The organism is Mesorhizobium sp. WSM4842 (genome assembly GCF_055901575.1).
The window spans coordinates 6,066,972-6,091,068 of record NZ_CM148372.1 but is presented as its reverse complement, the minus strand read 5'-3'; the positions used below and the strand labels follow the sequence as shown (position 1 = coordinate 6,091,068).

Annotated in this window: 23 protein-coding genes; 14 read left to right on the top strand and 9 right to left on the bottom strand. The window is 62.7% G+C overall.

What is annotated here, in order from left to right:
• Nucleotides 1-42: 42 nt before the first annotated feature.
• The 3 genes from AC0NIE_RS29570 to AC0NIE_RS29560 all read right to left on the bottom strand — a co-directional run bounded on the left by AC0NIE_RS29570 (nt 43) and on the right by AC0NIE_RS29560 (nt 2,951).
• Nucleotides 43-1,950: a patatin-like phospholipase family protein gene (locus AC0NIE_RS29570; protein ID WP_474045017.1), complete on the bottom strand. Its 1,908-nt coding sequence runs from the start codon at nt 1,948-1,950 to the stop codon at nt 43-45.
• Nucleotides 1,951-2,118: 168 nt separating this feature from the next.
• Complete coding sequence (locus AC0NIE_RS29565; RefSeq protein ID WP_473487663.1) at nt 2,119-2,634, bottom strand: NmrA family NAD(P)-binding protein; 516 nt, start codon at nt 2,632-2,634, stop codon at nt 2,119-2,121.
• Nucleotides 2,622-2,951 (bottom strand): NmrA family NAD(P)-binding protein, encoded by a 330-nt coding sequence (locus AC0NIE_RS29560; protein WP_473487662.1) that lies wholly within the window; start codon nt 2,949-2,951, stop codon nt 2,622-2,624. The genes AC0NIE_RS29565 and AC0NIE_RS29560 overlap by 13 nt, the downstream gene beginning before the upstream one ends.
• Here AC0NIE_RS29560 and AC0NIE_RS29555 point away from each other — a divergent pair.
• From AC0NIE_RS29555 to AC0NIE_RS29545, 3 genes are all read left to right on the top strand, one after another.
• A complete protein-coding gene (locus AC0NIE_RS29555) occupies nt 2,928-3,995 on the top strand; it encodes a glycine--tRNA ligase subunit alpha (protein ID WP_473487661.1) in 1,068 nt (355 codons plus the stop codon). The genes AC0NIE_RS29560 and AC0NIE_RS29555 overlap by 24 nt on opposite strands.
• 404 nt (nt 3,996-4,399) lie before the next feature.
• Complete coding sequence (gene glyS / locus AC0NIE_RS29550) at nt 4,400-6,847, top strand: glycine--tRNA ligase subunit beta (protein ID WP_473487660.1); 2,448 nt, start codon at nt 4,400-4,402, stop codon at nt 6,845-6,847.
• A 110-nt stretch (nt 6,848-6,957) separates the two neighbouring features.
• On the top strand, nt 6,958-7,215 hold the full coding sequence (locus AC0NIE_RS29545) for an ATPase (protein ID WP_473487659.1): 258 nt from the start codon (nt 6,958-6,960) through the stop codon (nt 7,213-7,215).
• Between the two features lie 132 nt (nt 7,216-7,347).
• Here the strand turns inward: AC0NIE_RS29545 and AC0NIE_RS29540 are convergent, their stop codons facing one another.
• A complete protein-coding gene (locus tag AC0NIE_RS29540) occupies nt 7,348-7,800 on the bottom strand; it encodes a hypothetical protein (RefSeq protein ID WP_473487658.1) in 453 nt (150 codons plus the stop codon).
• A gap of 176 nt (nt 7,801-7,976) precedes the next feature.
• On the opposite strand from AC0NIE_RS29540, the gene AC0NIE_RS29535 reads away from it, so the two are divergent.
• From AC0NIE_RS29535 to AC0NIE_RS29525, 3 genes are all read left to right on the top strand, one after another.
• A complete protein-coding gene (locus tag AC0NIE_RS29535) occupies nt 7,977-8,948 on the top strand; it encodes an L-threonylcarbamoyladenylate synthase (protein WP_473487657.1) in 972 nt (323 codons plus the stop codon).
• 9 nt (nt 8,949-8,957) lie between these two features.
• Nucleotides 8,958-10,388, top strand: a complete 1,431-nt coding sequence (locus AC0NIE_RS29530) for an FAD-binding oxidoreductase (protein WP_473487656.1) — start codon at nt 8,958-8,960, stop codon at nt 10,386-10,388.
• Between the two features lie 184 nt (nt 10,389-10,572).
• Complete coding sequence (locus tag AC0NIE_RS29525) at nt 10,573-11,139, top strand: DUF6101 family protein (protein WP_473487655.1); 567 nt, start codon at nt 10,573-10,575, stop codon at nt 11,137-11,139.
• On the opposite strand, the gene ubiA is transcribed toward AC0NIE_RS29525, so the two are convergent.
• Nucleotides 11,140-12,123: a 4-hydroxybenzoate octaprenyltransferase gene (gene ubiA, locus AC0NIE_RS29520; RefSeq protein ID WP_473487653.1), complete on the bottom strand. Its 984-nt coding sequence runs from the start codon at nt 12,121-12,123 to the stop codon at nt 11,140-11,142. It abuts the gene before it with no gap.
• 206 nt (nt 12,124-12,329) lie between these two features.
• Between ubiA and purD the strand changes: the two genes are divergently transcribed.
• Nucleotides 12,330-13,607: a phosphoribosylamine--glycine ligase gene (gene purD, locus AC0NIE_RS29515; protein WP_473487652.1), complete on the top strand. Its 1,278-nt coding sequence runs from the start codon at nt 12,330-12,332 to the stop codon at nt 13,605-13,607.
• 20 nt (nt 13,608-13,627) lie between these two features.
• Here purD and AC0NIE_RS29510 read toward each other — a convergent pair whose 3' ends face one another.
• Both AC0NIE_RS29510 and AC0NIE_RS29505 read right to left on the bottom strand, forming a co-directional pair.
• Nucleotides 13,628-14,734: a glycoside hydrolase family 25 protein gene (locus AC0NIE_RS29510; RefSeq protein ID WP_473487651.1), complete on the bottom strand. Its 1,107-nt coding sequence runs from the start codon at nt 14,732-14,734 to the stop codon at nt 13,628-13,630.
• A 169-nt stretch (nt 14,735-14,903) separates the two neighbouring features.
• Complete coding sequence (locus AC0NIE_RS29505; RefSeq protein WP_473487650.1) at nt 14,904-15,134, bottom strand: hypothetical protein; 231 nt, start codon at nt 15,132-15,134, stop codon at nt 14,904-14,906.
• A 211-nt stretch (nt 15,135-15,345) separates the two neighbouring features.
• On the opposite strand from AC0NIE_RS29505, the gene AC0NIE_RS29500 reads away from it, so the two are divergent.
• Together AC0NIE_RS29500 and AC0NIE_RS29495 are read left to right on the top strand one after the other, a co-directional pair.
• Nucleotides 15,346-17,115 (top strand): acyl-CoA dehydrogenase, encoded by a 1,770-nt coding sequence (locus AC0NIE_RS29500; RefSeq protein WP_473487649.1) that lies wholly within the window; start codon nt 15,346-15,348, stop codon nt 17,113-17,115.
• Nucleotides 17,116-17,172: 57 nt separating this feature from the next.
• On the top strand, nt 17,173-17,931 hold the full coding sequence (locus AC0NIE_RS29495) for a crotonase/enoyl-CoA hydratase family protein (protein ID WP_473487648.1): 759 nt from the start codon (nt 17,173-17,175) through the stop codon (nt 17,929-17,931).
• On the opposite strand, the gene pdxH is transcribed toward AC0NIE_RS29495, so the two are convergent.
• The gene (gene pdxH, locus AC0NIE_RS29490; RefSeq protein ID WP_292186738.1) at nt 17,928-18,545 is read right to left on the bottom strand and encodes a pyridoxamine 5'-phosphate oxidase; all 618 of its coding nucleotides are present in this window, start codon (nt 18,543-18,545) and stop codon (nt 17,928-17,930) included. The genes AC0NIE_RS29495 and pdxH overlap by 4 nt on opposite strands.
• Nucleotides 18,546-18,585: 40 nt before the next feature.
• Here pdxH and AC0NIE_RS29485 point away from each other — a divergent pair, with 40 nt between their 5' ends.
• The 4 genes from AC0NIE_RS29485 to AC0NIE_RS29470 all read left to right on the top strand — a co-directional run bounded on the left by AC0NIE_RS29485 (nt 18,586) and on the right by AC0NIE_RS29470 (nt 21,682).
• Nucleotides 18,586-19,062 carry an RT0821/Lpp0805 family surface protein gene (locus AC0NIE_RS29485; protein WP_473487647.1) on the top strand — a complete coding sequence of 159 codons (477 nt, stop codon included), beginning with the start codon at nt 18,586-18,588 and terminating at the stop codon, nt 19,060-19,062.
• A gap of 99 nt (nt 19,063-19,161) precedes the next feature.
• Complete coding sequence (locus tag AC0NIE_RS29480; protein ID WP_473487646.1) at nt 19,162-20,082, top strand: DnaJ C-terminal domain-containing protein; 921 nt, start codon at nt 19,162-19,164, stop codon at nt 20,080-20,082.
• A gap of 139 nt (nt 20,083-20,221) precedes the next feature.
• Nucleotides 20,222-21,040, top strand: a complete 819-nt coding sequence (gene fabI / locus AC0NIE_RS29475) for an enoyl-ACP reductase FabI (RefSeq protein ID WP_473487645.1) — start codon at nt 20,222-20,224, stop codon at nt 21,038-21,040.
• A gap of 54 nt (nt 21,041-21,094) precedes the next feature.
• Entirely contained in the window at nt 21,095-21,682 is a 588-nt protein-coding gene (locus AC0NIE_RS29470) for a histidine phosphatase family protein (protein WP_473487644.1), read from the top strand.
• Nucleotides 21,683-21,827: 145 nt separating this feature from the next.
• On the opposite strand, the gene AC0NIE_RS29465 is transcribed toward AC0NIE_RS29470, so the two are convergent.
• Nucleotides 21,828-22,616, bottom strand: a complete 789-nt coding sequence (locus tag AC0NIE_RS29465) for a DUF1194 domain-containing protein (RefSeq protein WP_473487642.1) — start codon at nt 22,614-22,616, stop codon at nt 21,828-21,830.
• A gap of 475 nt (nt 22,617-23,091) precedes the next feature.
• On the opposite strand from AC0NIE_RS29465, the gene AC0NIE_RS29460 reads away from it, so the two are divergent.
• A complete protein-coding gene (locus AC0NIE_RS29460; RefSeq protein WP_473487641.1) occupies nt 23,092-23,580 on the top strand; it encodes a hypothetical protein in 489 nt (162 codons plus the stop codon).
• The last annotated feature ends 517 nt before the right edge of the window (nt 23,581-24,097 follow it).

The following is a 24,097-nucleotide window of genomic DNA, read 5'->3' as shown; positions in this document are numbered from 1 at the left end:
GCTCGTCGCCGCTGTCGCTAAGGGTCTGGACTATAAGCCATGCTAATCGTGCTCGGTGCCGAGCACCGCTCGGAGCCCTGAGTCGTTCTGGCGGAGATGTTCCTCGATCCATCGGGTCGTACGGTCGTAGGCATCCGAAAACAACTCGGAATGCCGACTCCAATCCATGAAGCTGATCGTGTTCGGAACCTCCGGACAGACCAAGATATCCTCTTCGCCGACGGCAATGTCCTGCGGCCGGTGTGCCAGCATGCTCGAGGCAATGACCTGAAGCATGCTGGGAACCCGAGGCAAGCGGGCACGACCGAAAGGGTTCAGCAAGGCCAATGCCAGTTCGGAAGCTCCGGGGATGCGGTCATAGTCTATGTCGTATTTCTGCGGTGCACTCGTCCCGAAGGTAACGATGACATTGGGTCCGGTCTTGAGCTCCGTCATCTGCTCCAGCGGCAAATTGTTCATGATAGCGCCGTCCACCAGCATATCGCCGTCATCTGTAAAGAACGGCGGCAGGACGCCCGGGATGGAGCCCGACGCCCGAACGGCGTGCCAGAGCTTTCCACGACGGTGGACATGGGGCTGACGGCTGCTCAGATTGGTCGAAAGCGCAAAGAACGGAAGCCAAAGATCCTCGATCAGAACGTCGCCGTATTCCAGCCGAAGAGCCCGATCAAACGCTTTGTGATCCAGAAGCGCGAAATGCGGCAAGGTGGGACGGCGAAACGCCCGGCTCTTGATAAATATGTTGTGGGTGCCTCGGTCGATCTGGTCGGCATCCAAGCCTCTTGCGAAGCCGGCCATCATCGCCGCTCCGGAACTTGTCCCGCCGAGATAGTCGAAGCAAGCGCCCGCCTCAACGAAAGCCTTGTAGACGCCTAAATGAGCGCTGCCGAGGGACCCACCCCCTGCCGCCACGAAGCCCAATGCCTTGCCCGAAATAAATCGGACCAGGCGCTGGAAATCAGACCCGTCGTCCAGCGCAACATGATGATGCTGGTCAACATAGGGTCGCTCATCGAGCCATGCAGAGGTACCGGAGACCGCTGCCGAGCGATTGTCGTGAATTAGGACAAGCCGACTGGTCGATGGCGGATGGACCGCTAGCGTCAGTTCCTCAGACGGGTTCAGGCGAGGCGAGCAGGACGCGTTGGCCAGCAACAGGACGGTATCGGCCTGGCGAATGCAGACTTGGGTCCATTCATTAGGTTCCTCATCGGCAACATAGACGATGAATTGGGCTTCCGCCTCCAGTTCGTTCAACCAGTTAAGGATCGGCTGGTCGTCGATCGGAAGACCTGGGAACTTCGCTTGGATCTCAAGCCGGGAAACGAACCGAGCGCGCGTGGCCGCGCCGAACGCTTGCCGCAGGTGCTGGATGAGCACCGGTGAGATGCGACTTCCGCCGGCTGCAATGATCGCAAGCGTTCGGATCTTGGCAGGTTCCTTTAGACGCGACGAACTCGGAGATTGGGTGGCAAACCGGCGCGCCAGAAATACCGTGACCGCCTCTCTCAGGCTCGGCAATGTCTCGGCCGCCTTCTCGAAATGATTGCGACCGATTTCAAGGACAATCGAATCGCGCGCTGCAAGGACAGTGGCCGTGCGGGGTAGTCCTGCGAAGAAACCGATTTCACCGATGAGTTCACCCTGTGCGATCTCGGCGACCGAGCCAGTCGAATCTCCTTTGTGTACCGTAAAGCGTCCAGACAGCACGATGAAAAACCTGTCCGACGCATCGCCTTCGCGAACCAGAACCTCACCGCGTCTCAGGACCCGACGGTCGGATTCGGCAGCTAAAGCCTCGAGCGCCAGCAACGACGCCCGATCGAACATCAATGTCGCCGACAATAAACTCGCTGCAAGAGAATCGACGGAGGACATCTGAGCCATCCCTTGGGAATCCATGACTTTTGTCTCCTCGAGGGTGCTGGACGCCCTGCCGAATGACACCATACCACACATGAGAGCCGCCGAACGGCTGAGGCGCGGGACTGACCGCTGGGCGCTCTCTGGCTCCCAGCAAGGGCCACGATCAGGCCGCCACGCCGCTCTCGGCGTCCGTCTTTTGGGCCGGGAAATTCACTTGAGCCCACATCGCGAACCTGCTCGCTTGCCTGCCTGCTATTTTGTTTGCAAGCGCAATCTCGTCGTGCGGACCCGGGCCAAGGTAAGTGTGAACCTGGAAGTAGCTAAAAGTCCCTGCCACCTCGGCGGCCCAGGAAAAGAGGTAGCAAAAACGTCCGTTGGGACTTGTTTGAATGAAATCTTATGTCCCTGCCGTTTCAGCGTGTCGACGATTTCATTGAAGCTTATGAAATCACCGACCAAAGGCAGATGCTCGCCGTTTCCTGGCTCATCCGGGTGTCCGAATGCGCCGGCCACGATGTCGCCGAGTTCGGTGATGTCGCCCATGTGAATGCAACGTACGTCCGGATCAAGGGGAAGAGCCCAGCCCAGGTTTCCATCTTCCTGCTTTTGCGGAGCAAGTGCGCCCACAAAGTTCTGGTAGAAAAATGGCGCGATAACGAACGTATGATGCGCAAAGCTGGCCTTCTTCACGATCCAATCAATTTTGGCTTTGCCGGTGAAGTGGGGAACGTGGGGCTTGCCGCCGCTGATTGCTTCTACATTGGGCAACGTTGACTAGACAAATGCTGGACGCCGGCCTCTTTGGCGGCGCGCACCGCTGCTGTTGCCTGCTTGAACTCGTCGGTACCTTCTTCCCAAAAATTGGTGACCAGAAAGACGCCGTATGCCCCTTCAAATGCAGCTTTGAGGCTTTCCGGGCGGTCCAGATCTGCTTCGACGACTTCCTCGGCGAGTTCGCGGTTTTTGCTGGGACACGCCTCTGCGGCCGGCCCCTTGCCTTGACGCTTGCCGGTGGGCGCTCTAGGGAGGGCCGCATCCCCGCCTTTCCCGTCGAGGCCGCCGTGACTGTTGATATCCCAGCCCATATGCATCCCAGCCGCTCGTTCCAGGAGCTGATCCTGACCTTGCATAACTACTGGGCTGACTATGGCTGCGTCGTTCTCCAGCCCTACGACATGGAAGTTGGCGCCGGCACGTTCCATCCGGCGACGACGCTGCGCGCGCTCGGGCCAAAGCGCTGGAACGCGGCCTATGTGCAGCCTTCGCGCCGGCCCAAGGACGGGCGCTACGGCGAGAACCCGAACCGGCTTCAGCACTATTACCAGTACCAAGTGATCCTGAAGCCGAACCCGGCTAATCTGCAGGAGCTTTATCTCGGCTCGCTGTCGGCCATTGGCGTCGATCCACTTCTGCATGACATCCGCTTCGTCGAGGACGACTGGGAAAGCCCGACGCTCGGCGCCTGGGGGCTGGGCTGGGAGTGCTGGTGCGACGGCATGGAAGTGTCGCAGTTCACTTATTTCCAGCAGGTCTGCGGCATCGAATGCGCGCCGGTGGCGGGCGAGCTCACCTACGGGCTGGAGCGGCTGGCCATGTATGTGCAGGGCGTCGACAATGTCTACGACCTCAACTTCAACGGCCGCGAGGGCGCCGACAAGGTGACCTATGGCGACGTCTTCCTGCAGGCCGAGCAGGAATATTCGCGCCACAATTTCGAATTCGCCAACACGGCGATGCTGCTTCGGCATTTCGAGGACGCCGAAGCCGAGTGCAAGGCGCTGCTCGATGCCGGCGCGCCCTTCTCCCCCCTCGAGGGGGAGATGCCCGCGAAGCGGGCAGAGGGGGTTGCCTCAGAAGGCACCGCAAGTAGGACGTCGAGCACTGCCCGAGCGACCTCTCCCGGCCAGGCTTCGTCCGGCCACCCTCCCCCCAAAGGGGAGGGGAACCACCGCCTGGTATTCCCCGCCTACGACCAGTGCATCAAGGCCAGCCACGTCTTCAACCTGCTCGACGCGCGCGGCGTGATTTCCGTCACCGAGCGGCAGAGCTACATCTTGCGGGTACGCAATCTGGCGAAAGCCTGCGGCGAGGCGTTTTTGCTGACGCAGGCTGGCGGGCTGGCGGCTTAGCTCCAGAGGCTATTTGCGATTTCGACTGAAGCGCTGATTGGCAATACGCCTTGGCCGCTGGAGCCAGCCATCGTCCGCAGCGCTTGTCTAACGCCAGGCATCGCGAACGTCCCATGAGCCTGCGCTGCGAAACAGGCGCTGAGCGCGAGGATCTGTAGGAATGTCGATGCCGTCTTCATGGTCGTTCAGCCAATAGTTCCCTGCCTGAGCGTTGGTCGCTTCAGCGCTGCGTTCGGTTCATGGAAATCTTTGACCCAAGGACGGATAGCCCCGCTTCGACCCGACAGGCAGCGGAATTTTTTTGGAAATCGTCGGTAGACACGCCGATTGCATGGGGAAGGGTGACAGCGGCCAGCCGAGTTGCTATGCCCCGCCCGGACCATTTTGCCGCGTGAGCACAATCAATGCCCGACCTGCTTTTAGAACTCCGTTCGGAAGAGATTCCCGCGCGCATGCAGCGCAAGGCGGCGGGCGACTTGAAGAAGATGATGACGGACGGTTTGGTTGAGGCCGGGCTGACCTATGAGGCGGCGCGCGAATATTGGACGCCGCGCCGGTTGGCGCTCGACATTCGCGGCGTGACCGCGCGCTCGAAGGACATAAGCGAGGAGATCAAGGGACCCTCGACCAAGGCGCCCGAGCAGGCGGTGCAAGGTTTTCTGCGCAAGGCCGGCCTTTCCTCGGTCGCCGAGGCGCATGTCCATGCCGATCCGAAGAAGGGCGACTTCTATGTCGCCCATATCTCCAAGCCGGGCCGGGCGGCGGAAGAAATCATCGCCGAACTGGTGCCGGGCATCATCCGCGGCTTTCCATGGCCGAAATCGATGCGCTGGGGGCCGGCCTCGGCGAAACCCGGATCGTTGCGCTGGGTACGGCCGCTGCAATCCATCCTTTGCACCTTCGGCCCGGAGACCGAGGAGCCGGTGGTCGTCGACTTCGAGATCGACGGCATCCGCTCGGGCAATGTCACCTACGGCCACCGTTTTCATGCGCCGGGCGCGATCACCGTGCGCCGCTTCGACGACTATGCCGCCAAGCTGGAGGCGGCGAAGGTCGTGCTCGACGCCGACCGGCGCAAGGAGATCATCCTTTCCGACGGCAGGAATCTCGCTTTCGCCAACGGGCTCGATCTGGTCGAGGACGAGGGGCTGCTCGAGGAAGTGTCAGGCCTGGTCGAATGGCCTGTCGTGCTGATGGGCGAGTTCGAGCAGGACTTTCTCGCCATTCCGGCCGAGGTGATCCGGCTGACCATCCGCGCCAACCAGAAGTGCTTCGTTACGCGGCCACCGGGTGTCGGTGAAGCGCTTTCCAACCGCTTCATCCTGACCGCCAACATCGAAGCAAGCGACGGTGGCAAGGAGATCGCCCACGGCAACGGCAAGGTGGTGCGCGCCCGCCTGTCCGACGCGCTCTATTTCTGGAAGACCGACCAGGGCGACCTGCCTGATCTCGACCAGTTGCAGGCATCGGCGGAAAAGTTCGGGCTTGATCTCAAAAAGCCGCTCGACCAGCGCATGGCCCGTCTCGACCATCTCGGCGTCACCTTCCACGCCAAGCTCGGGACGCAGGGTGAGCGGGTTGAGCGCATTGCGCGGCTTGCCGAGGTGTTGGCGCCGATCGTGGCGAAGTCGATCTCCCCCCTTGAGGGGGAGATGGCCGGCAGGCCAGAGGGGGTTGTCTCGCGTGAAACGCCGGCATTCTCTGTCCGCGATAGGGCGTCGCGTCAGGACGTGCCGACCCCCTCTGTCGCCTTCGGCGACATCTCCCCCTCAAGGGGGGAGATTACCGCGCTCGCACGTCGTGCTGCCGTCCTGGCCAAGGCCGACCTCACCACCGAGGTAGTCGGCGAGTTCCCGGAATTGCAGGGCGCCATGGGCTGCAAATATGCGCTGCTGCAGGGAGAGCATCCCTCGGTCGCCGCCGCGATTGAGGAACATTATAAGCCGCAGGGCCCGTCCGACCGTGTTCCGACCGACCCGGTATCGGTGGCCGTAGCGCTCGCCGACAAGCTCGACACGCTGGTCGGCTTCTGGGCGATTGACGAAAAGCCGACGGGGTCAAAGGACCCGTATGCGCTGAGGAGGGCGGCGCTGGGAGTGATCAGGATTTTGGTCGAGAATCGTGTCCGGCTTGCGCTGACATCTCTCTTCGACCGCGTTTACAAGATGGCGAACTATCTCGCGTCCGGACGGCCCTTTAGCGCCGATCTCCTCGCCTTCTTCCACGACCGCCTGAAGGTCTATCTCCGCGACCAGGGCGCGCGGCACGATCTGATTGACGCGGTGTTGTCAAGTGGCGAAGCCCCCTCATCCGGCCCTTCGGGCCACCTTCTCCCCGCTGGGGAGAAGAGGTTGGCACCAGCGTTGGCGACCTCTTCTCCCCTCGGGGAGAAGGTGGCCGCAGAGCGGCCGGATGAGGGGGCTTCGCGGTCCGACGACCTGCTCCAAATCGTCCGCCGCGTCCAAGCACTTGGCACGTTCCTCGACACCGAGGACGGCAAGAACCTGCTTGCCGGCACCAAGCGTGCGGCCAATATCCTGGCTGCCGAGGAGAAGAAGAAAACGACCATCGCCGAACGTGTTGAGCCGGCTCTATTCCGGGAAGATGCCGAGAAAGCGCTGTTTGCCGCGGTGAATCAGGCCGAGAGAGAAGCCGGCCAAGCGATTCACACTGAAGACTTTTCCGCCGCCATGCTGGCGCTTAGCGCGTTGCGTGAACCGGTTGATTCATTCTTTGAACGCGTTCTCGTGAATGATGAGGACCTGGCCGTGCGCGCCAATCGTCTGGCACTGCTGGCACGCATCCGGGCAGCGACCGACAAGGTTGCGGATTTCTCGAAAATCGCCGGCTGAGGCTTGGGAAAATATTTCTTTCCCAATAGCCGGTCGAGCCGGCTTACAGTCATATGACGATCATCTCTGCTGGCACAAGGAACATGTTCGCCAACCCCGCGGAGGCTTTCATGAATTCCGCTCGCGACATCGAAGTGACAGAAGAAACCGCCGCCGAGACGCTTGAGCCCGTTTCCGAAACAACCCTCGACGAGGCCGCTGCCGCGATCGAAGCTGCCGATCTGTCGGAAGACGATGAGGACGGTGACGACGAAAGCGACGCGACGGCCGAGGAAGGCGCTGAAGACGACAAAGCCGCTACCCTCTTGGATGACGACGAGGACGAGGAAGACGGCGTGAAGGCCGAAGCGCCGGACGCTGACGAATAGGAGACACCGACGAAGAGGAAGAGTCGGACGCCACCGACGCGGACGACGAAGTCGCGGCCTGAGGTTTTTCAGGCGACGGAATTTTACTCAATGAACCAGGCGGCGCGCGAGCGTCGTCCTGGCCTCGAACGGCTATCTGGCCTGGTCGATCTCGGGAATGGGCGTCGGTTGCGGCGTTGCGGGCTCAGGCGGGCTGTTCGTTGCACTTATCTTTTTGTCGGATCTGGTGGCCGCCCCAGGTGCTGCGACAGCGGTTGTCGCGGCAGGTGCGACGCTGGGGGCCGGCTTTGCGAAGGCGTCGCCGACGATGCCGCCGCGAATGATCATCGGGCTTTGCATGAAGTCATGCTTGGGCTGGCTCGGGATCGCAGCAACTTTTTCATAGGTGACGTCGGGCACTGGTTCGCCGAGCGACACGATCGATGGCGTCGAGGAGCTCCCAGCCATCTTCACCGCTTCAGGCGCGCCGAGCCTGACGACGGATGGCGTCGAGGATGGTGCACCGAGAACAACGAATGACGAAGCCTGTGCTCCGCCCGCCGCCAGAGTGAGACCGAGCGCTGCCAGGATACGCACCCAGACCATGATAGTTCCCCTTGCCCAACAAGTCGGCACCATATCGTCCGGGAATTGATGCGGGCTTGCGAGGAAAGCTAGCATTTTAGCGATTTGATAATTCGCTAACGTCCGGACTTGCCCCGTAAACGTCACCGTATTACGCACCCACACCTGTGAGGTCCCGCATCTGTAAGGTGATGAGAGTGGCTGAGATACTTGCCGCCGGCGAGGCGATGGAGCGGGCGCTGGCGCTGCTCGACGTCGGCGATGTCGTCGCCATTCCGACGGAAACCGTCTACGGGCTGGCCGCCGACGCCACCAATGGCGTTGGCGTGGCGCGCATCTTCGAGGTCAAGGGCCGGCCGCGCTTCAACCCGCTGATCGCCCATGTCGCCGATCTGGCGATGGCCGAGCGCCTCGCGCTGTTCGATCCGCTGTCGAAAAGACTGGCGCAGTCATTCTGGCCGGGACCGCTGACGCTGGTGCTGCCGCAGCGGCCCGGCAACGGCATTCATCCGCTGGTCACCGCCGGGCTCGATACGATTGCGCTGCGCATGCCGAAGGGCTTTGGCGGCGAACTGATCGCCAGGCTCGGACGCCCGCTTGCCGCGCCCAGCGCCAATTCCTCAGGCAAGATCAGTGCAACGACGGCCGAGGCCGTGGCGGCGGATCTTGGTGCAAAAATCAAGCTGGTGGTCGATGGCGGCGCGACGTCGGTCGGGCTCGAATCGACAATCGTGAAGATCGAGGGGGGAAAGCTGCGGCTGCTGCGACCGGGAGGCATTGCCGCCGGGGAGATCGAAGCGGCCGCCGGCGTGAAGCTGTCGCGCGGTGCGGCGGGCATCGAGGCGCCGGGCATGCTCGCCTCGCATTACGCGCCTGGTGCTGCGGTGCGGGTCAACGCCGCAAAAGTCGCAATGGGCGAAGCCTTGCTGGCGTTCGGGCCCCGCCGTGCCGAAGGCTGGCAAGGCGCTGCCGCCTTGCGCAACCTGTCGGAGACCGGCGATCTGCGCGAGGCCGCGGCCAACCTCTTTGCCCATATGCGGGATCTCGATCGCAGCGGCGCCAAGACAATCGCCGTCGAGCCGATCCCCCTCGACGGGCTGGGCGAGGCGATCAACGACCGGCTTTCGCGCGCCGCCGCCCCTCGTGACAAGATCGACGCAGGGCCATAGTTTCCAGCTATGAACGACATATCCCGGGATATCGACCCCGCCATCATCGACCGCTTTGCGGCCATCGTCGGCGACAAATATGCGCTTCGCGACCGGCAGGACATCGCGCCCTACCTCACCGAAAGGCGCGGCCTGTGGCATGGCCGAACGGCGCTGGTGCTGAGGCCCGGCAGCGTCGACGAGGTCAGCCGCATTATGCGGCTGGCGACCGAGACGGGAACGCCGGTGGTGCCGCAAAGCGGCAACACCGGGCTGGTCGGCGCGCAGGTGCCGGATATGTCCGGCCGCGAGATCGTGCTGTCGCTGTCGCGGCTGAACCGCATCCGCGAGATCGACATCCTGTCCAACACGGTCACCGTCGAGGCCGGCGTCATCCTGCAGACGCTGCAGGAAGCGGCCGATGCCGCCGACCGGCTGTTTCCGCTGTCGCTTGCTGCGCAAGGCTCCTGCCAGATCGGCGGCAATCTCTCTTCCAACGCCGGCGGTACCGGTGTGCTTGCCTATGGCAATGCGCGTGAGCTCTGTCTCGGCGTCGAAGTGGTGCTGCCGACTGGCGAGGTCTTCGATGATCTGCGCAAGCTGAAGAAGGACAACACCGGCTACGATCTGAAGAACCTGTTTGTCGGCGCGGAGGGCACGCTCGGCATCATCACCGCCGCCGTGCTCAAGCTTTTCCCCAAGCCCAAGGGGCGCGAGGTGGCCTTTGCCGGCCTGTCGTCACCTGAGGCGGCACTGTCTCTGTTCAGCCTGGCGATGGATCGCGCCGGTGCCGCGCTCACCGCGTTCGAACTGATCGGCCAGAGGCCCTACGACTTTACGCTTCTGCACGCGCCAGGCGTCGTGCGGCCGCTGTCCGGGGACTGGCCGTGGTATGTGCTGATGCAGATCTCTTCGGGCCGCTCGGCGGAGGATGCGAGGGCCCTGATCGAAGAGGTGCTCTCAGCCGGCCTCGAACAGGAGATCGCCGGTGATGCGGTGATTGCGGCGAGCATCACGCAGGGCGATGCCTTCTGGAATTTCCGCGAGGTGCTGCCCGAGGCGCAGAAGCCCGAAGGCGCCTCGATCAAGCACGACATCTCGGTGCCGGTGGCGGCCATCCCGCAATTCATCGAAAAAGCGGCCGGCGCCGTGCAATCGGTCAGCCCTGGCGCGCGCGAAGTCTGTTTCGGCCACATGGGCGACGGCAATCTCCACTACAATATCTCCCGGCCGGTCGGCGGCGATGACGAAACGTTTCTCGGGCTTTATCACGCCATGAACAAGGCCGTGCATGATGTCGTGCGCAGCTTCCACGGCTCGATTTCGGCCGAGCACGGCATTGGCCAGCTGAAGCGCGATGAATTGATCGCGACGGCGCCGCCGATGGCGATCGAATTGATGCGTAGGGTGAAGACGGCCTTCGACCCGGCCGGCATCATGAATCCCGGTAAGGTTATCTGATCCTTTCGATATCCTGTGAATGGTCGCATTCCGATAACCATCCCCTTGAGATCAGCAAAATTTAACCGACTTTCTTAAGCGCTGCGATAAGAAGCCCGCGCTAACGTTTCCCCATAACGAGGCTGGAAAAACCGGCCCGGAGAACCGGAAGACCGGCTCTCAGGAGAGACAGGAAAGGCACAATATGAACACTGGACTGAAGCCAGTCTGGGCCGGGCGCAACATGCGCCTCGACCCATTCCGCCTGCCGCAGGTGGTGAGCTACGGCACGCGCGACGATTATGGCGACGTTACCTTCACCATCGACCACCGTGGCGCCGTCATTCGCCGCATGCTGGAGATGAGCGGCGTGCCGGCGTTCATCGCTCTGCCTGCCAACGCGTTTCGTGGCGTGGCCGCCCGCGCGATGGAGGATCCGGATGGCAATGTCACGGTGACGCTGGAGCTTCTGCACAATGATCCGATGCTGTCGGTGCCGCTGCTGGTGGCCGACGATCTCGAGGATGTCGCCGCCGACTGGCGCGCCTGGGCTGCTGCCTACCGCCTGCCGATGCTTCTGATCGAATCGGACGGCATCGCCCGCACGCTGGAGGAATCGCTTGGCGCCGCCATCAAGACATTGCCGGCGCAGAACCGCCGCAAGGGTCGGGTTTCGACCACGCGTCGTCCGCGCTTCCTCGCCCGTCGCAGGGCCGGCGATCTCGGCCTCAGGCTGGTGATTGGCGGCCAGGAAATTGTCTCGCGGGAATAACTACACCAGCGGCTTTAGCGCCACCCACAGCCCACCACCGATCAGGCCGAGAAAGATCAGCCAGCCGACCTGGTTGTTCGACCTGAACAAAAGCATGCACTGGTCCGGATCGTCGATGTCCAGCCTTGCTATCTGCTGCGCCATATGGGCGCCGGCGGCGATCAGCCCGGCTAGCGCCGGCACCGGCGCCTGCGCCGACGCAAAGGCGATGGCGAAGCTGACCAGCGCCCCGCCATAAAGCCCAACGAGCCAGGTCTTGGTGTTGTCGCCGAACAGGCGTGCGGTCGAACGCACGCCGACGATGGCGTCGTCCTCCTTGTCCTGATGCGCATAGATCGTGTCGTAACCGATCACCCACAGGATCGAGCCGATATAGAGCATGACGGGCGGGCCATCGAGATCGCCGAATTCGACCGCCCATCCCATCAGCGCACCCCAGGAAAAGGCAAGGCCGAGAACCAGTTGCGGCCAGTTGGTGAATCGCTTCATGAATGGGTAGATGGCGACGACGGCGAGCGAGCAGATGCCGAGTAGGATGGCAAAGCTGTTGAACTGCAGAAGCACAGCGAGTCCAATCAATGCCTGGATAACGAGAAACGCCCAGGCCTGCCGGCGCGTGACCTTTCCCGCCGGCAGCGGCCGCGAGCGCGTGCGTTCCACCTGGTTGTCGATGTCCTGGTCGACCAGATCGTTGTAGGTGCAGCCGGCGCCGCGCATGGCGATGGCGCCGATCAGGAACAGCACGAGATACCATGGCGCCGGCAGCAGCGAGAGCAGTGGATCAGTAGGGCGTGGATAGGCACTCGCGGCAAGGGCTGCCGACCACCAGCACGGCCACAATAGCAACTGCCAACCGATCGGCCGGTCCCACCGGGCAAGCTGCGCATAGGGCCACAGCCAGCGCGGCAGAATGCGGTAGACCCAGTGGCCGCTCGGCGCATCGGCGACGCGGCCCTGGGCAGCTTTCGATTGGATGGGTTCCATCGTGCTGAAGTGGCAGCAGAGGCGAACGCCGTCAAGCATCAAGCCAAATGGTCATGCCGTAAAATATCGTAGGCGGCGAACCAGCCTTTCCCCGTTGATGTCCGACGTTCCCGTGCGCAATTGGTCCCAAATCATCCAAATGTCTTGACCCATCGTCCGGGGCGCAATAGCGCAGTCCTGATCGTGGAATGGCAAGGAATCTGGGCATGCGTGTTTTGTTGATCGGCTCCGGCGGCCGCGAACATGCGCTGGCCTGGAAGATCGCGGCCTCGCCGCTGCTGACGAAGCTTTACGCGGCGCCGGGCAACCCAGGCATCGGCCAAGAAGCCGAACTGGTGACGTTGGACATTGCCGATCATGCGGCGGTGGCCCGGTTCTGCGCGGAGAAAAAGATCGACCTCGTCGTGGTCGGGCCGGAAGGGCCGCTGGTCGCCGGCATTGCAGACGACCTCCGCGCTGAAAACATTCGCGTCTTCGGCCCGTCCAAGGCGGCGGCGCGGCTGGAAGGCTCGAAGGGTTTCACCAAGGATCTTTGCGCGAAATACGACATCCCGACCGCCGCCTATGGCCGTTTCGGCGACCTTGCGTCGGCCAGGGCCTATGTCGAAAAGATGGGCGCGCCGATCGTCATCAAGGCCGACGGCCTCGCCGCCGGCAAGGGCGTCACCGTCGCCATGAATTTGGCCGATGCGCTGGCAGCACTCGATGCCTGTTTCGACGGATCCTTCGGACAGGCCGGCGCCGAGGTCGTGGTCGAGGAGTTTCTCACCGGCGAGGAGGCGAGTTTCTTTTGCCTGTGCGACGGCGCCACCGCGCTGCCGTTCGGCACCGCACAGGACCACAAGCGCGTCGGCGACGGCGACATCGGCCCGAACACCGGCGGCATGGGCGCCTATTCGCCGGCCCCGGTGATGACGCCGGAGATGATCGAGCGCACCATGCGCGAGATCGTCGAGCCGACCATGCGCGGCATGGCCGAACTTGGCGCGCCGTTTTCCGGCGTGCTGTTTGCCGGGCTGATGATATCAGGCGAGGGGCCGAAGCTGATCGAATACAACACCCGTTTCGGCGACCCGGAATGCCAGGTGCTGATGATGCGGCTGAAGGACGACCTCCTGGTCCTGCTCAACGCTTCTGCCGACGGCCAGCTTGCGCATACCTCAGTGCGCTGGCGCGACGAGGCGGCGCTCACCGTGGTGATGGCGGCAAGGGGTTACCCCGGCACGCCGGAAAAGGGCTCGATGATCCGCGGCGTCGAAGAGGCCGCGGGCGATGCTGTCGAGATCTTTCATGCCGGCACCGCCATCAACAGCGGCGCGCTGGTCGCCAATGGCGGCCGTGTGCTCGACGTCACGGCCGTCGGCGGCACAGTCGGCGAGGCGCAGAGACGAGCCTATGCGGCGCTCGACCGGATCGATTGGCCGCAAGGCTTCTGCCGCCGCGACATCGGCTGGCAGGCCGTCGCGCGCGAGCAGGCGCGCTGACGCCGAACGGCTTTCAGCTTTTAGCGCAGGCCACGGTCGAACTCGGTTGATGCGGTGCTGACCGGATCGCTGGCGGCGGGCGCGGCTTCAACGGCTGATGCGGAAGGCTTTTCTTTCCGCGTCCAGGCCACATATTCGGCAATCCCTCGCGGAAGGCGCAGCAACGTCTTCACAGCAGGCATTTGAAAGCTGCTGCGGAACTTGGCCCAGCGGGCGCTGAACATGGCGATCATTTCGGAGAAGGTCGGTGATGCCACCACGGTGGCGTAGGTGATGGCATTGCCCGCAAGGCCGGCCTCGCGCGAGAGAGGCACCGGTATCGAGGCGAGGTAATCCGGCTGCGCATCGATCAGGCCGCCGAAGGGCCATTGCGCGCGCAATGTGGCGGCATCCATCGGTGCGACATTGACGTCGATATCGTTGGGCGTGCCGGCCACCCGGTAAGGACAGCGGAACCGTCCGCAATTGGCTTTTGCCGAAAACTGCCAGAGTGCGTAGCCTTGCCAGTTGCCCATCGGAAAATGCACGCCGATGTCCGGCTTGTAGCGCGCATACCAGAGCGGCAGCCGCGACAGGAGCCGGTATTTGTACTTATTGTCGGCGATGTGCCTGGCGGTCTTGCCGTTGGTGTAGAGCACCGGAAAGCGGCCCAGTCGCCGATGTACATGGCGCACGAACTCCTCTGCATCCTCGAGCGACATCCATTTCGTGGGGTCGTCATCCTCGATGTCGAGGGCAAGCAGGTCATCCGGACCAGGTTTCGCGAAATTGATGAAATTATTGGCCTGTCCCACAGGGTTGCCGGGGCGGGCGAGATGATAGGCGCCCCATTTCAGGCCGAGCGCCTTGGCCACTACCTTGCGCGTCTGGAACAGTTCCTGTGCCACCGCATGGCGCTTCCACAGCGTCTTGCAGAGCCGCGTCTCGGTCTCGTCGCCGAAACAGAAATAGACTGGCGGCATCCCGTCGGACGCCTTGTTGATGAAGCCGACGATCCGCTTGTCGGTCGCAAGTTCAGCCCAATCAATGGGATTGTATTCGTAGGCGTCGATCACCAGCGCCCGGTCGGCATCCTTCCACGGCGCGGAGAAATCCGAGGCTTGTGTCGGCCCCAACACCATTGTCATCGCGGTCGCGACGACGAGGAGTCCTAGGCGGCGAAGAGGGTGCGCCGGCGGCTTCAAACAGCAGATCCTTGCTGGCCAAAACCTGATCCTGAACCGCCATGGTTAAGGAAATACTTTCGGCGGCCCGCGGCGAATGCCGCAATTCTGCCGGTGGTGGCTTTACTGGCCATCAACGGGGGGAGAGCGGCTGGAACGGGTCGGGCGCCGGCGCTTGCGGCAGCGTTCCCTCAGCCTGGCGCTTGCGGTGATGGGCCAGCGAGCATTGCGGCGAACACAGAATGCCGCGATCCGACCAATAGGCGGCGCCGTCCTCGATCTTGCCCCGATGGTGCCAAAAACCTGCCGCTCGATAGGGCAGGCCGCATTCGATGCAGCGAAAGGCGTCAGGTCTGGCGAGCACGGGCGGTCCGATCCAGTATTCTTGAATCTGTCGCCGGTCGACTTGTCCGGCTTTTTGCCGATTTTAGCGTGAACAGCTCCAATTGCAAAATCCGCGTGACAAAATTTGACGTTTACGTAAAAAGAAGGCGGGAGAGGCGACCCAAAAGCGAATGGTTTTGTGTCCGCACGGATATTAAGTTTCCCTGCCGGACAGAGGAGGAGCGAGCGGCATGTATCGGGCACCGGTCGAGGAGATCGCCTTCACGCTGAAGCATGTGGCCGGCCTGAAGCCGGCGCTCGACGCCGGCACCTTTGGCGAGCTTGGCGAAGACCTCGTCGACGCCATTCTGGCGGAAGCCGGCCGCTTCGCCACAGAAGAGGTCGCGCCGCTCTACAAGATCGGCGATGAACAAGGCGCGGTGCTGAGCGGCGCTGCCGTCACCATGCCGCCCGGCTGGAAGGCGCTCTATCGCCGCTGGATCGACGGCGGTTGGAACGCGCTGTCCGCACCGGAGGAATTCGGCGGCCAGGCGCTGCCGACCATGCTGGGCGTCGCCGCGCTCGAAATGTGGAACTCCGCCGCCATGGCCTTTGGCATCGGCCCGACGCTCACCATGGGCGCGGTCGAAGCACTCGACAAGCACGCCTCACAGGCGCTGAAGGCCAAATACTTGGAAAAGCTCGTCTCCGGCGACTGGATGGGCACGATGAACTTGACCGAGCCGCAGGCGGGCTCGGATCTGAACGCTTTGCGCGCCCGCGCCGAGCCGGCCGGCGACGGCACCTACCGCATCTTCGGCCAGAAGATTTTCATCACCTATGGCGAGCACGATTTCACCGACAACATCATCCATCTGGTGCTGGCGCGGCTGCCTGACGCGCCGGCCGGTACGCGTGGCCTTTCGCTGTTCCTGGTGCCGAAATTCCTTGTCGGCGACGACGGCGCGCTGGGCGCACGCAACGACGTCTTCTGCTCAGGGCTGGAGCACAAATTGGGCATCCACGCCTCGCCGACCTGCACCATGATCTATGGCGACGGTTTCGAAGGGACCACCCCCGGCGCGATCGGCTGGCTGATCGGCGAGGAAAACAAGGGCCTCGCCTGCATGTTCACCATGATGAACAATGCGCGGCTCGCCGTCGGCATGCAGGGCGTGGCGGTTGCCGAAACGGCCACGCAGAAGGCGCTCGCCTACGCCAATGACCGCCGGCAAGGCAAGGCTGCAAGCCATGACGGCAATGGCATGGCGCCGATCGTCCATCACCCGGACGTGCAGCGCAATCTCCTGACCATGAAGGCGCTGACCCAGATTGCGCGCGCCATCAGCTATTCCTGTGCGCATGCCATTGACCACGCGCGCGTATCTGTCGGCGATGAAGCCACCCATTGGCAGGAACGTGCCAATCTGTTGACGCCGCTGGCCAAGGCCTTTTCCACCGATGTCGGCGTTGAGGTCGCCTCGCTCGGGTTGCAGGTTCATGGTGGCATGGGTTTCATCGAGGAGACCGGTGCGGCAGCACTTTATCGTGACGCGCGCATCGCGCCGATCTACGAGGGCACCAACGGTATCCAGGCGATCGACCTGGTGGTGCGCAAGCTGCCGCTTGGCGGTGGCGAGCATGTGCATGGTTACATCGCCGAACTGAAAGCGGTCGCCAATCAAGTGCGGACCTCAAATCTTCAGGGTTTTGGCCGCACCGCCGATGGTCTCGACCGGGCGCTCGACGACCTCGGCCAAGCCACACGCTTCCTGCAAGGGCTGCTTGCCGACGGGCGCTCGGACGAGGCGTTGGCTGGTGCGACGCCGTATCTGAGGCTGATCTCGCTTGCGGCGGGCGGCGCCTATCTGGCACGCGGTGCGCTTGCCGACCAATGCCGCGTCGCCCTTTGCCGTTTCTTCGCCGAAAACCTGCTTGGCGAGGCTGGCGCGCTGAGGGAGCGGGTCATCGGCGGCGCCGAAAGCCTTGCCGCTGCCGGCAAGACACTGATTTCTGCCTGACATCCACAAGGTTGACGTTTTCACAAAAGCCCGGCGTCTCACAAAGGACTACCACCCGTGACAGACCATATCCTCGTCGAGCGCCAGGGCGCCATCCAGATCATCCGCATGAACCGTCCGGACAAGAAGAACGCCTTGACGCGCGCCATGTATGCGAAAATGTCCAAAACCCTTGCCGAGGGCGACGCGGATCCGGCGATCCGTGTTCACGTCTTCCTCGGTGTTTCCGGCGCTTTCTCGTCCGGCAACGATCTTGCCGATTTCATGGTCGTCGCCACCGGCGGCGAGGGCGGCGCCGAGGTTTGGGATTTCCTGATGGCGCTGGCCAGGGCGGAAAAGCCCATGGTTTCCGGCGTCGACGGCATCGCGGTCGGCATCGGCACCACGCTCAACCTGCACTGCGACCTGACCTTCGCCACACCGCGCACGATGTTCTGCACGCCTTTCGTCGATCTCGGACTGGTCCCCGAGGCGGGGTCGAGCCTGCTTGCGCCGCAGATTCTCGGCCGGCAAGGCGCCTTCGCGCTGCTTGGCCTCGGCGAAGGCTTTTCGGCCGAGCGGGCGAAAGCGGCCGGACTGATCTACGCGGTGGTCGAGGAGAACGAGCTCGAATCCGCCGTGCTTGCCGCCGCCGGGCAGATCGCGGCCAAGCCGCCCCAAGCGCTGAAGATCGCGCGTGACCTGATGCGCGGCTCGCGTGAAGAGCTCGTTGCCCGCATCGGCCAGGAAAGCGAGCATTTCCGCGAGCGGCTCAAATCCGACGAGGCCCGCGCGGCCTTGATGGCCTTCATGACCAGGAAGAGAGCTGGTAATTAGGGGTAAAGCCTTGTCTTGTCCCAGCCGCCCTTGGCGTTGCGGGAAAAGACGACGCGGTCGTGCAGCCGGAAAGGCCGGTCGTGCCAGAACTCGATCGTCTGCGGCACGATACGAAAGCCCGACCAGTGTTTCGGCCGTGGGATCTCGCCGACCGCGTGGCGCGCCGTGTATTCGGCGACGGCTTTTTCCAGTGCGAAGCGGCTCTCCAGAGGCCGCGATTGTTTCGAGGCCCAAGCGCCGATTCGGCTGCCGCGCGGACGCGTCGCGTAATAGGCGTCTGCTTCCGCCTCGGTAACGATCTCCACCGGCCCGCGCGCGCGCACCTGCCGGCGCAGCGATTTCCAGTGAAAGCACATCGCCGCCTTCATGCTGCCAAGAATCTCGCGGCCTTTGGCGCTCTCGAAATTCGTATAGAACACAAATCCGCTTTCATCGAACCCCTTGAGCAGCACCATGCGCACATTCGGCATGCCCTCGGCATCGACGGTCGCCAGCGCTACGCTGTTGGGATCGTTGATCTCACTCTTCGTCGCGTCGTCGAGCCATGCGGCAAAGAGGCGGAATGGCTCGGCAGCCTCGGTAAAGTCACCGCTTGTTAACTCAGTTTCGCTCATAGTTTTTCCAAATTCTATTGCCGGCCGGGGAGATTGCCGATTGTCGCGCATCGCGCAACCTTTTGACAGCAGGCAATGGAGCCTTATCGCTTCGGCCAGCGCCCAGGCTGCGGTCAAGGCCGCCGCGATCGTGCTGGTCGCCTTGCCGCTTGCCGCCTGCGGTGCCGGCGGCTTCAGTTTGGAGCAGGCGGAGGTCGACCGTTCGATCCTGACCAGCAGCACGCCTGCTGTTGCCTCACCGATCGATCAGGATCGCGCCTCGGACCAGGCGACGATCCGCAACGCGGTGTCTTCCGCCGATATTCAGGAGCTTGGCGGGCAGGTCGTTCCCTGGGCGAATTCCGATACCGGTTCGCGGGGCTCGATCATCGAACTGGCGGAGTCTAGGGACAACGGTCAGCTTTGCCGCCGCTTCACCGCGTCGCGCGAAAGCTTCGACGGCGTCGCCCTGTTCAAGGGCGAGGTGTGCCTGGCCGGCGCCGGCGCGTGGCGGATGCAGGACTTCAAAGCGCTCTGATTTTCCGCCATCATATGACCGCGCGCCACTGGAATTTCTTCCTATGCGAGCGCATATAGGTGGCAATCGTGGACTCACTTCTTCTCCAGGGCAGGAAGCATGCGCGACCCCTATGAGGTGCTGGGCGTTGCCAAGAACGCATCGGCCAAGGATATAAAATCGGCGTATCGCAAACTCGCCAAGGAGTATCATCCGGACCAGAATCCGGATCCCAAGGCGAAGGAGCGGTTTGCCGCAGCCAACCAGGCTTACGAGATCGTCGGCGACGAGAAGAACCGTGCGGCTTTCGATCGCGGCGAGATTGACGCCGAGGGCAAGCCGCGTTTTCAAGGCTTCGAGGGTGCCGCCGGCGGCGCCGATCCGTTCGCCGGCTTTCGTCGGCAGCAAGGACCGGGCGGCTCGCGCTTCGAGTTTCGCTCAGGCCGTCCGGGCGGCGATCCGTTCGACGGCAACAGCGACATCTTCAGCCAGATTTTCGGCGAGACCTTCTCTCGCGGTGCCGGGACGGGCGCCGGCCGGCAGGCGCCGTCCGGCGCCGACCTGAACGTGACGCTCGACGTCACCATCGAGGAAGCGGCGACTGCGGAAAAGGTAACGGCGATGTTCCCCGACGGGCGCAAGGTCGCTGTCAAACTGCCAGCCTATGTCGAGGACGGCCAGACGATCCGGCTGAAAGGCCAGGGCGAGCAAGGGCCGGGGCAGCCGGGCGACGCGCTGGTCAAGATCCGCTTCCGGCGGCACCCGCGCTATCGTGTCGAAGGCCGCGACCTCCACGCCGACCTGCCGGTTGCACTGGCGGATGCGGTGCTGGGTGCTAAGGTGGCAGTCGAAACGCCGACCGGCAGGCTTGCGGTAAATGTTCCCGCCTGGTCGAGCTCGGACAAGGTCCTGCGGCTGAAGGGCAGGGGCCTGCCGGAAAAAGTTGGCGGTCACGGTGATCTCTACGCGCACGTGCGGTTGATGCTGCCTGAAGGTGGCGACAGCGATCTCGAAGCGCTGATGCGCAGCCGAAAGCGCTAGTTTGCGCGTCCAAAAGGACGCGCGGCGCTGTAGAGCGATGCTTTTGTCCCCTGAACTGTCCGTGTTGAGCGCTTGAAGGGGCTCTGTGCCTGTGCGATAGCCACTCCACAAAGCAGAAGATCTTGCGGAGAGCGCTCACATGACGGGTGGACAAGGCATTATGGCCGGCAAGCGCGGGCTTGTCCTGGGCGTCGCGAACAATCGGTCGATCGCCTATGGCATAGCCAAGGCCTGCGTCGACAACGGCGCCGAGATTGCGCTGACCTACCAGGGCGAGGCGTTCAAGAAACGCGTCGAGCCGCTGGCGGCTGAACTCAACGCCCGTGTCGTCGGTCATTGCGATGTGACCGATCCGGCAACGCTCGATGCGGTCTTCGACGACATCGCCAAGCATTGGGGCAAGCTCGATTTCCTCGTCCACGCCATCGCCTTTTCCGACAAGGACGAGCTGACAGGCCGCTATGTCGAGACGACGCGCGACAATTTCCTGCGCACCATGGACATCTCGGTATTTTCCTTCACCACCATCGCCAAGCGCGCCGAGGCGCTGATGACCGATGGCGGTTCGCTGCTGACGCTGACCTATTACGGTGCGGAAAAAGTGATGCCGCATTACAACGTAATGGGTGTCGCCAAGGCGGCGCTTGAAGCCAGCGTGCGCTACCTGGCCGTCGACCTCGGCGCCAAGAAAATTCGCGTCAACGCCATCTCCGCCGGCCCGATCAAGACGCTGGCCGCCTCCGGCATCGGCGATTTTCGCTATATATTGAAGTGGAACGAATACAATTCACCGCTGAAGCAGACGGTAACGCAAGAGGAAGTCGGCGATTCAGCCGTCTATTTCCTGTCCAATCTTTCGCGCGGCGTCACCGGCGAGATCCACCATGTCGATTCCGGTTACCATGTCGTCGGCATGAAGGCGGTCGACGCGCCTGATATTTCGACCGTCAAGGAATAACCCCTCGAACTCTCCCGCCTCCAGCCTGCTCTCGACCGCTCTCCGGATGACCTGATGTATCCGCTCGTCTACATCGCGCGCCATGGCCAGACGGTGTGGAACGCCGAGTCCCGGCTGCAAGGACAGGCCGACACCGATCTCAACCCGCTTGGCTGCGAGCAGGCGACCCGCAACGGCCATCGGCTTGCCGAATTCGTTGATAACCCCGAGGATTTCGACTTTGTCGCCAGTCCGATGCGGCGGACGCGCCAGACCATGGAGCGCATTCGCGCTGCAATGAGGCTCGATCCGCGGGCCTACCGCACCGATCCCCGCCTTGTCGAAATGAGTTTCGGCGATTGGCAGGGTTTCACCTTTCCCGAACTCGAGGCCCGGCATCTGGGCTCGGGCAGGGAGAGGCGCCTCGACAAATGGAATTTCCTGCCGCCCGGCGAGGGCGCCGAAAGCTATCAAATGCTGCTCGAGCGGGTAAAGCCGTGGTTCGACGCGCTGGACCGCCCGACGGTCTGCGTGACCCATGGCGGCGTCGTGCGCGCCCTGTTTCGCATGGTGCTGGGAATGCCCGAGGCAGAAGCCGCAAACCTGGATGTGCCGCAGGATCGCTTGCTCAGGCTGGAGGGACGAACCCTGGAGTGGCTCTGAAGGACGCGAGTTCAGGCCTTCTCAGACATTGATTCAAAAATTGATGCCAAGTCGGGACGACGTAGAGAAGCGGGCGGCGGTTGGCGGCCAGTCCCCGTACGGCCTCTCCCAGGCGGGTGCGGTCCTGCTCTGCTATCTTTTCAAATCAAGGCCGCCAGGCAAGCTCCACTTCCTGCACATGCTCAAGCGGATTGTCGGACAAACCGGCAATCTCCGTGACGATTTTGCGGCGGAGGATAGGAAAATAATCCTCCAATGTACGAGCTGTGGTCGCGAAACTGTTGGGACCGCCGGTAACGTGGCTATAGAGATAGTCGGTTGGGTGCTGCCACACTCCTTCGTATGGGTCGAGGCTGACAGCTAAATCGTCAAGTGGTAGCACCGGCGCGGGGATGGCAAGCGCATTGATGATGTGGCCCATGGCCAAGGCGTGGTCCCGCGCAGTCTCTGGGGCAGGACCATCATTGTTGGGTCCATTCGCTGAGATGTCGATAACCGCGCGGTCGGGTGTGGCGGGGCACTGGGCCAGGCTCTGGGACGCGTAGGAAATGGCCCAGCTGAGGCTAGTGAGGCCGAGGCGGTATTGACCGGTACGGTGGCCCATATCTCGAATAACGTCAGCTGCCTCTCGCGCGCCGCGCGCATTTTCTATAATGCGCCAAGGCAATATGGTGTGGGCGGTATGATGGCTGGACCATTCGACGTAGGTCACGGCGATCCGCCCAGTGCGGGTCAGGGCTATGGCGGACACAACGTCACGGTGGCTCAACGCCTGAGCGTGACCCTCACGCTGCATATGGGCTGTGTCATTGGCGATGCTGGCCGAGATATCTGCGGCCAGGACGAGGCACACGTCAACCGCAGTGTCGGCCTTCTGCGCGCGGACGGATGCAGCTGGAATAAGGCAGCTTGTGCAGATGATGAGGGTAGGCATGAGGGCGCCCCGGTGTTTCGGTGCGACTGCGGGGGTCGCCGTAAGAGCGTGGAGAGTTCCGTTGGTAGGGGCGATGTCGCCATTGATTTGGACGGTGCGTGCGCCGTGCGTTGCAATTTTAGCCACCGATCCCCCCATTCACAAAAGACGCCTACGGCCCGCTTTACGCTCGCGCCGAGACAACTGAACACGCAAGGATGCGTCGTTCGTCTTTTGACCCCGTGACCTCGCCGGTTCCCGAAGGCTGTTTTATAGAAATTCAAATCTTGCGCATGCCCCAACTGGGTCAGACCAAGTGTACTAGCCCTACTCGTCAGGCTCCCTCGTCCGCGGCCGGCTAGAAGTTTCAACTTCGCTAATATAAGCTCGGATTGCTTCTCGGCTGCGGGACGGAGATGGGCACGGCTTTCGATCTGAATGCAGTGGGCAATGCCAACCCGAAGCGGCGGCCGACCCGGCGCTTTGGGATGCTGCAATGGATGTGGCTGCGGACGCCACTGGAAGCTTTGGCGCAATGCTGTTCGACACGAAAGGGCATTTCCCCGGCATACCGAAAAGTCGCCGAATGGGTCCGTCGCTCGAGACATACGTCAAGGATGGCTGGATCGACCGGGACGACCGGTACAACCTGTTGCCTCTGTTGATCCGGAGAGGCGCCGTCAGCGAGCTTGAAGTACTGACGCCCGAGGAAATCGCCAGGCATCCCTACTATCAGGAATTTCTCGCGCCATTCGGCCTGCGGTGGTTTGCGGGTGTGAAGGTTGCGGCAGGCGATGCCTCTGGTGCCTGTCGATCCAGAGGTCGATCCAGCAAGGCACCTTTTTCGCCATCCGAGATTCAGAGCCTTGCCGACTTCTCCAGACAGTTGGGTTCCGCGGTCGCGCTCGCGAGAATGCTGAGCTTCGCGCGTGCCGAAGGAGCGATGGGTGCATTCAGCGCAAGCGGCACGCCTGCAGATGCTTGACCGGAACGCCGCCGTGATCCTGGTGAACGAACCTGCAGAGAGCCTGTTCGGTCGAGACCTTTGGGTGACCGGCCGCCATCTGGCTTGTGCCGACAAGAACGCCACTGATGCCCTTAGGCGCATTTCACGGGCTGCTGCGAAATCCGACCCCGCCAGCAATGGTGGACCCCGTCCCGCTGCCCCGCCTCGGAGGCAGGCCTCTGCTAGCTTATCCCACGCGCCTGCCAAGAATTACCACGAACGTCTTTGCATCCTGTCAGATAGTTGTCTGCTTTATCGATCCGGACATTTATCCTCAGCCGTCGGAGGTTGCCTTGCGGACTTGCTTCGGGCTGACCCCTGCCGAGGCGAGACTGGCTCGCCGGGTTTCATCGGGCGCAGAGTTGAAGGCCGTCGCGGATGAGTTGGGAGTCACTTACGAAACCGCCAGGAATCAGCTGAAAGCCGTCTTCGCCAAAACCGAGACCCACCGCCAGCCGGAACTGGTATCGTTGCTCGCGAGAATAGCCAGCACCGC

What these genes read in the sequence shown, in the direction of transcription:
- AC0NIE_RS29570 (WP_474045017.1), bottom strand. Translation starts at nt 1,950, where the DNA reads ATGGTGTCATTCGGCAGGGCGTCCAGCACCCTCGAGGAGACAAAAGTC.
- AC0NIE_RS29560 (WP_473487662.1), bottom strand. Translation starts at nt 2,951, where the DNA reads ATGGGCTGGGATATCAACAGTCACGGCGGCCTCGACGGGAAAGGCGGG.
- glyS (WP_473487660.1), top strand. Translation starts at nt 4,400, where the DNA reads ATGCCCGACCTGCTTTTAGAACTCCGTTCGGAAGAGATTCCCGCGCGC.
- AC0NIE_RS29545 (WP_473487659.1), top strand. Translation starts at nt 6,958, where the DNA reads ATGAATTCCGCTCGCGACATCGAAGTGACAGAAGAAACCGCCGCCGAG.
- AC0NIE_RS29540 (WP_473487658.1), bottom strand. Translation starts at nt 7,800, where the DNA reads ATGGTCTGGGTGCGTATCCTGGCAGCGCTCGGTCTCACTCTGGCGGCG.
- AC0NIE_RS29530 (WP_473487656.1), top strand. Translation starts at nt 8,958, where the DNA reads ATGAACGACATATCCCGGGATATCGACCCCGCCATCATCGACCGCTTT.
- AC0NIE_RS29525 (WP_473487655.1), top strand. Translation starts at nt 10,573, where the DNA reads ATGAACACTGGACTGAAGCCAGTCTGGGCCGGGCGCAACATGCGCCTC.
- ubiA (WP_473487653.1), bottom strand. Translation starts at nt 12,123, where the DNA reads ATGGAACCCATCCAATCGAAAGCTGCCCAGGGCCGCGTCGCCGATGCG.
- purD (WP_473487652.1), top strand. Translation starts at nt 12,330, where the DNA reads ATGCGTGTTTTGTTGATCGGCTCCGGCGGCCGCGAACATGCGCTGGCC.
- AC0NIE_RS29510 (WP_473487651.1), bottom strand. Translation starts at nt 14,734, where the DNA reads ATGACAATGGTGTTGGGGCCGACACAAGCCTCGGATTTCTCCGCGCCG.
- AC0NIE_RS29500 (WP_473487649.1), top strand. Translation starts at nt 15,346, where the DNA reads ATGTATCGGGCACCGGTCGAGGAGATCGCCTTCACGCTGAAGCATGTG.
- pdxH (WP_292186738.1), bottom strand. Translation starts at nt 18,545, where the DNA reads ATGAGCGAAACTGAGTTAACAAGCGGTGACTTTACCGAGGCTGCCGAG.
- AC0NIE_RS29480 (WP_473487646.1), top strand. Translation starts at nt 19,162, where the DNA reads ATGCGCGACCCCTATGAGGTGCTGGGCGTTGCCAAGAACGCATCGGCC.
- fabI (WP_473487645.1), top strand. Translation starts at nt 20,222, where the DNA reads ATGACGGGTGGACAAGGCATTATGGCCGGCAAGCGCGGGCTTGTCCTG.
- AC0NIE_RS29470 (WP_473487644.1), top strand. Translation starts at nt 21,095, where the DNA reads ATGTATCCGCTCGTCTACATCGCGCGCCATGGCCAGACGGTGTGGAAC.
- AC0NIE_RS29465 (WP_473487642.1), bottom strand. Translation starts at nt 22,616, where the DNA reads ATGCCTACCCTCATCATCTGCACAAGCTGCCTTATTCCAGCTGCATCC.
- AC0NIE_RS29460 (WP_473487641.1), top strand. Translation starts at nt 23,092, where the DNA reads ATGGATGTGGCTGCGGACGCCACTGGAAGCTTTGGCGCAATGCTGTTC.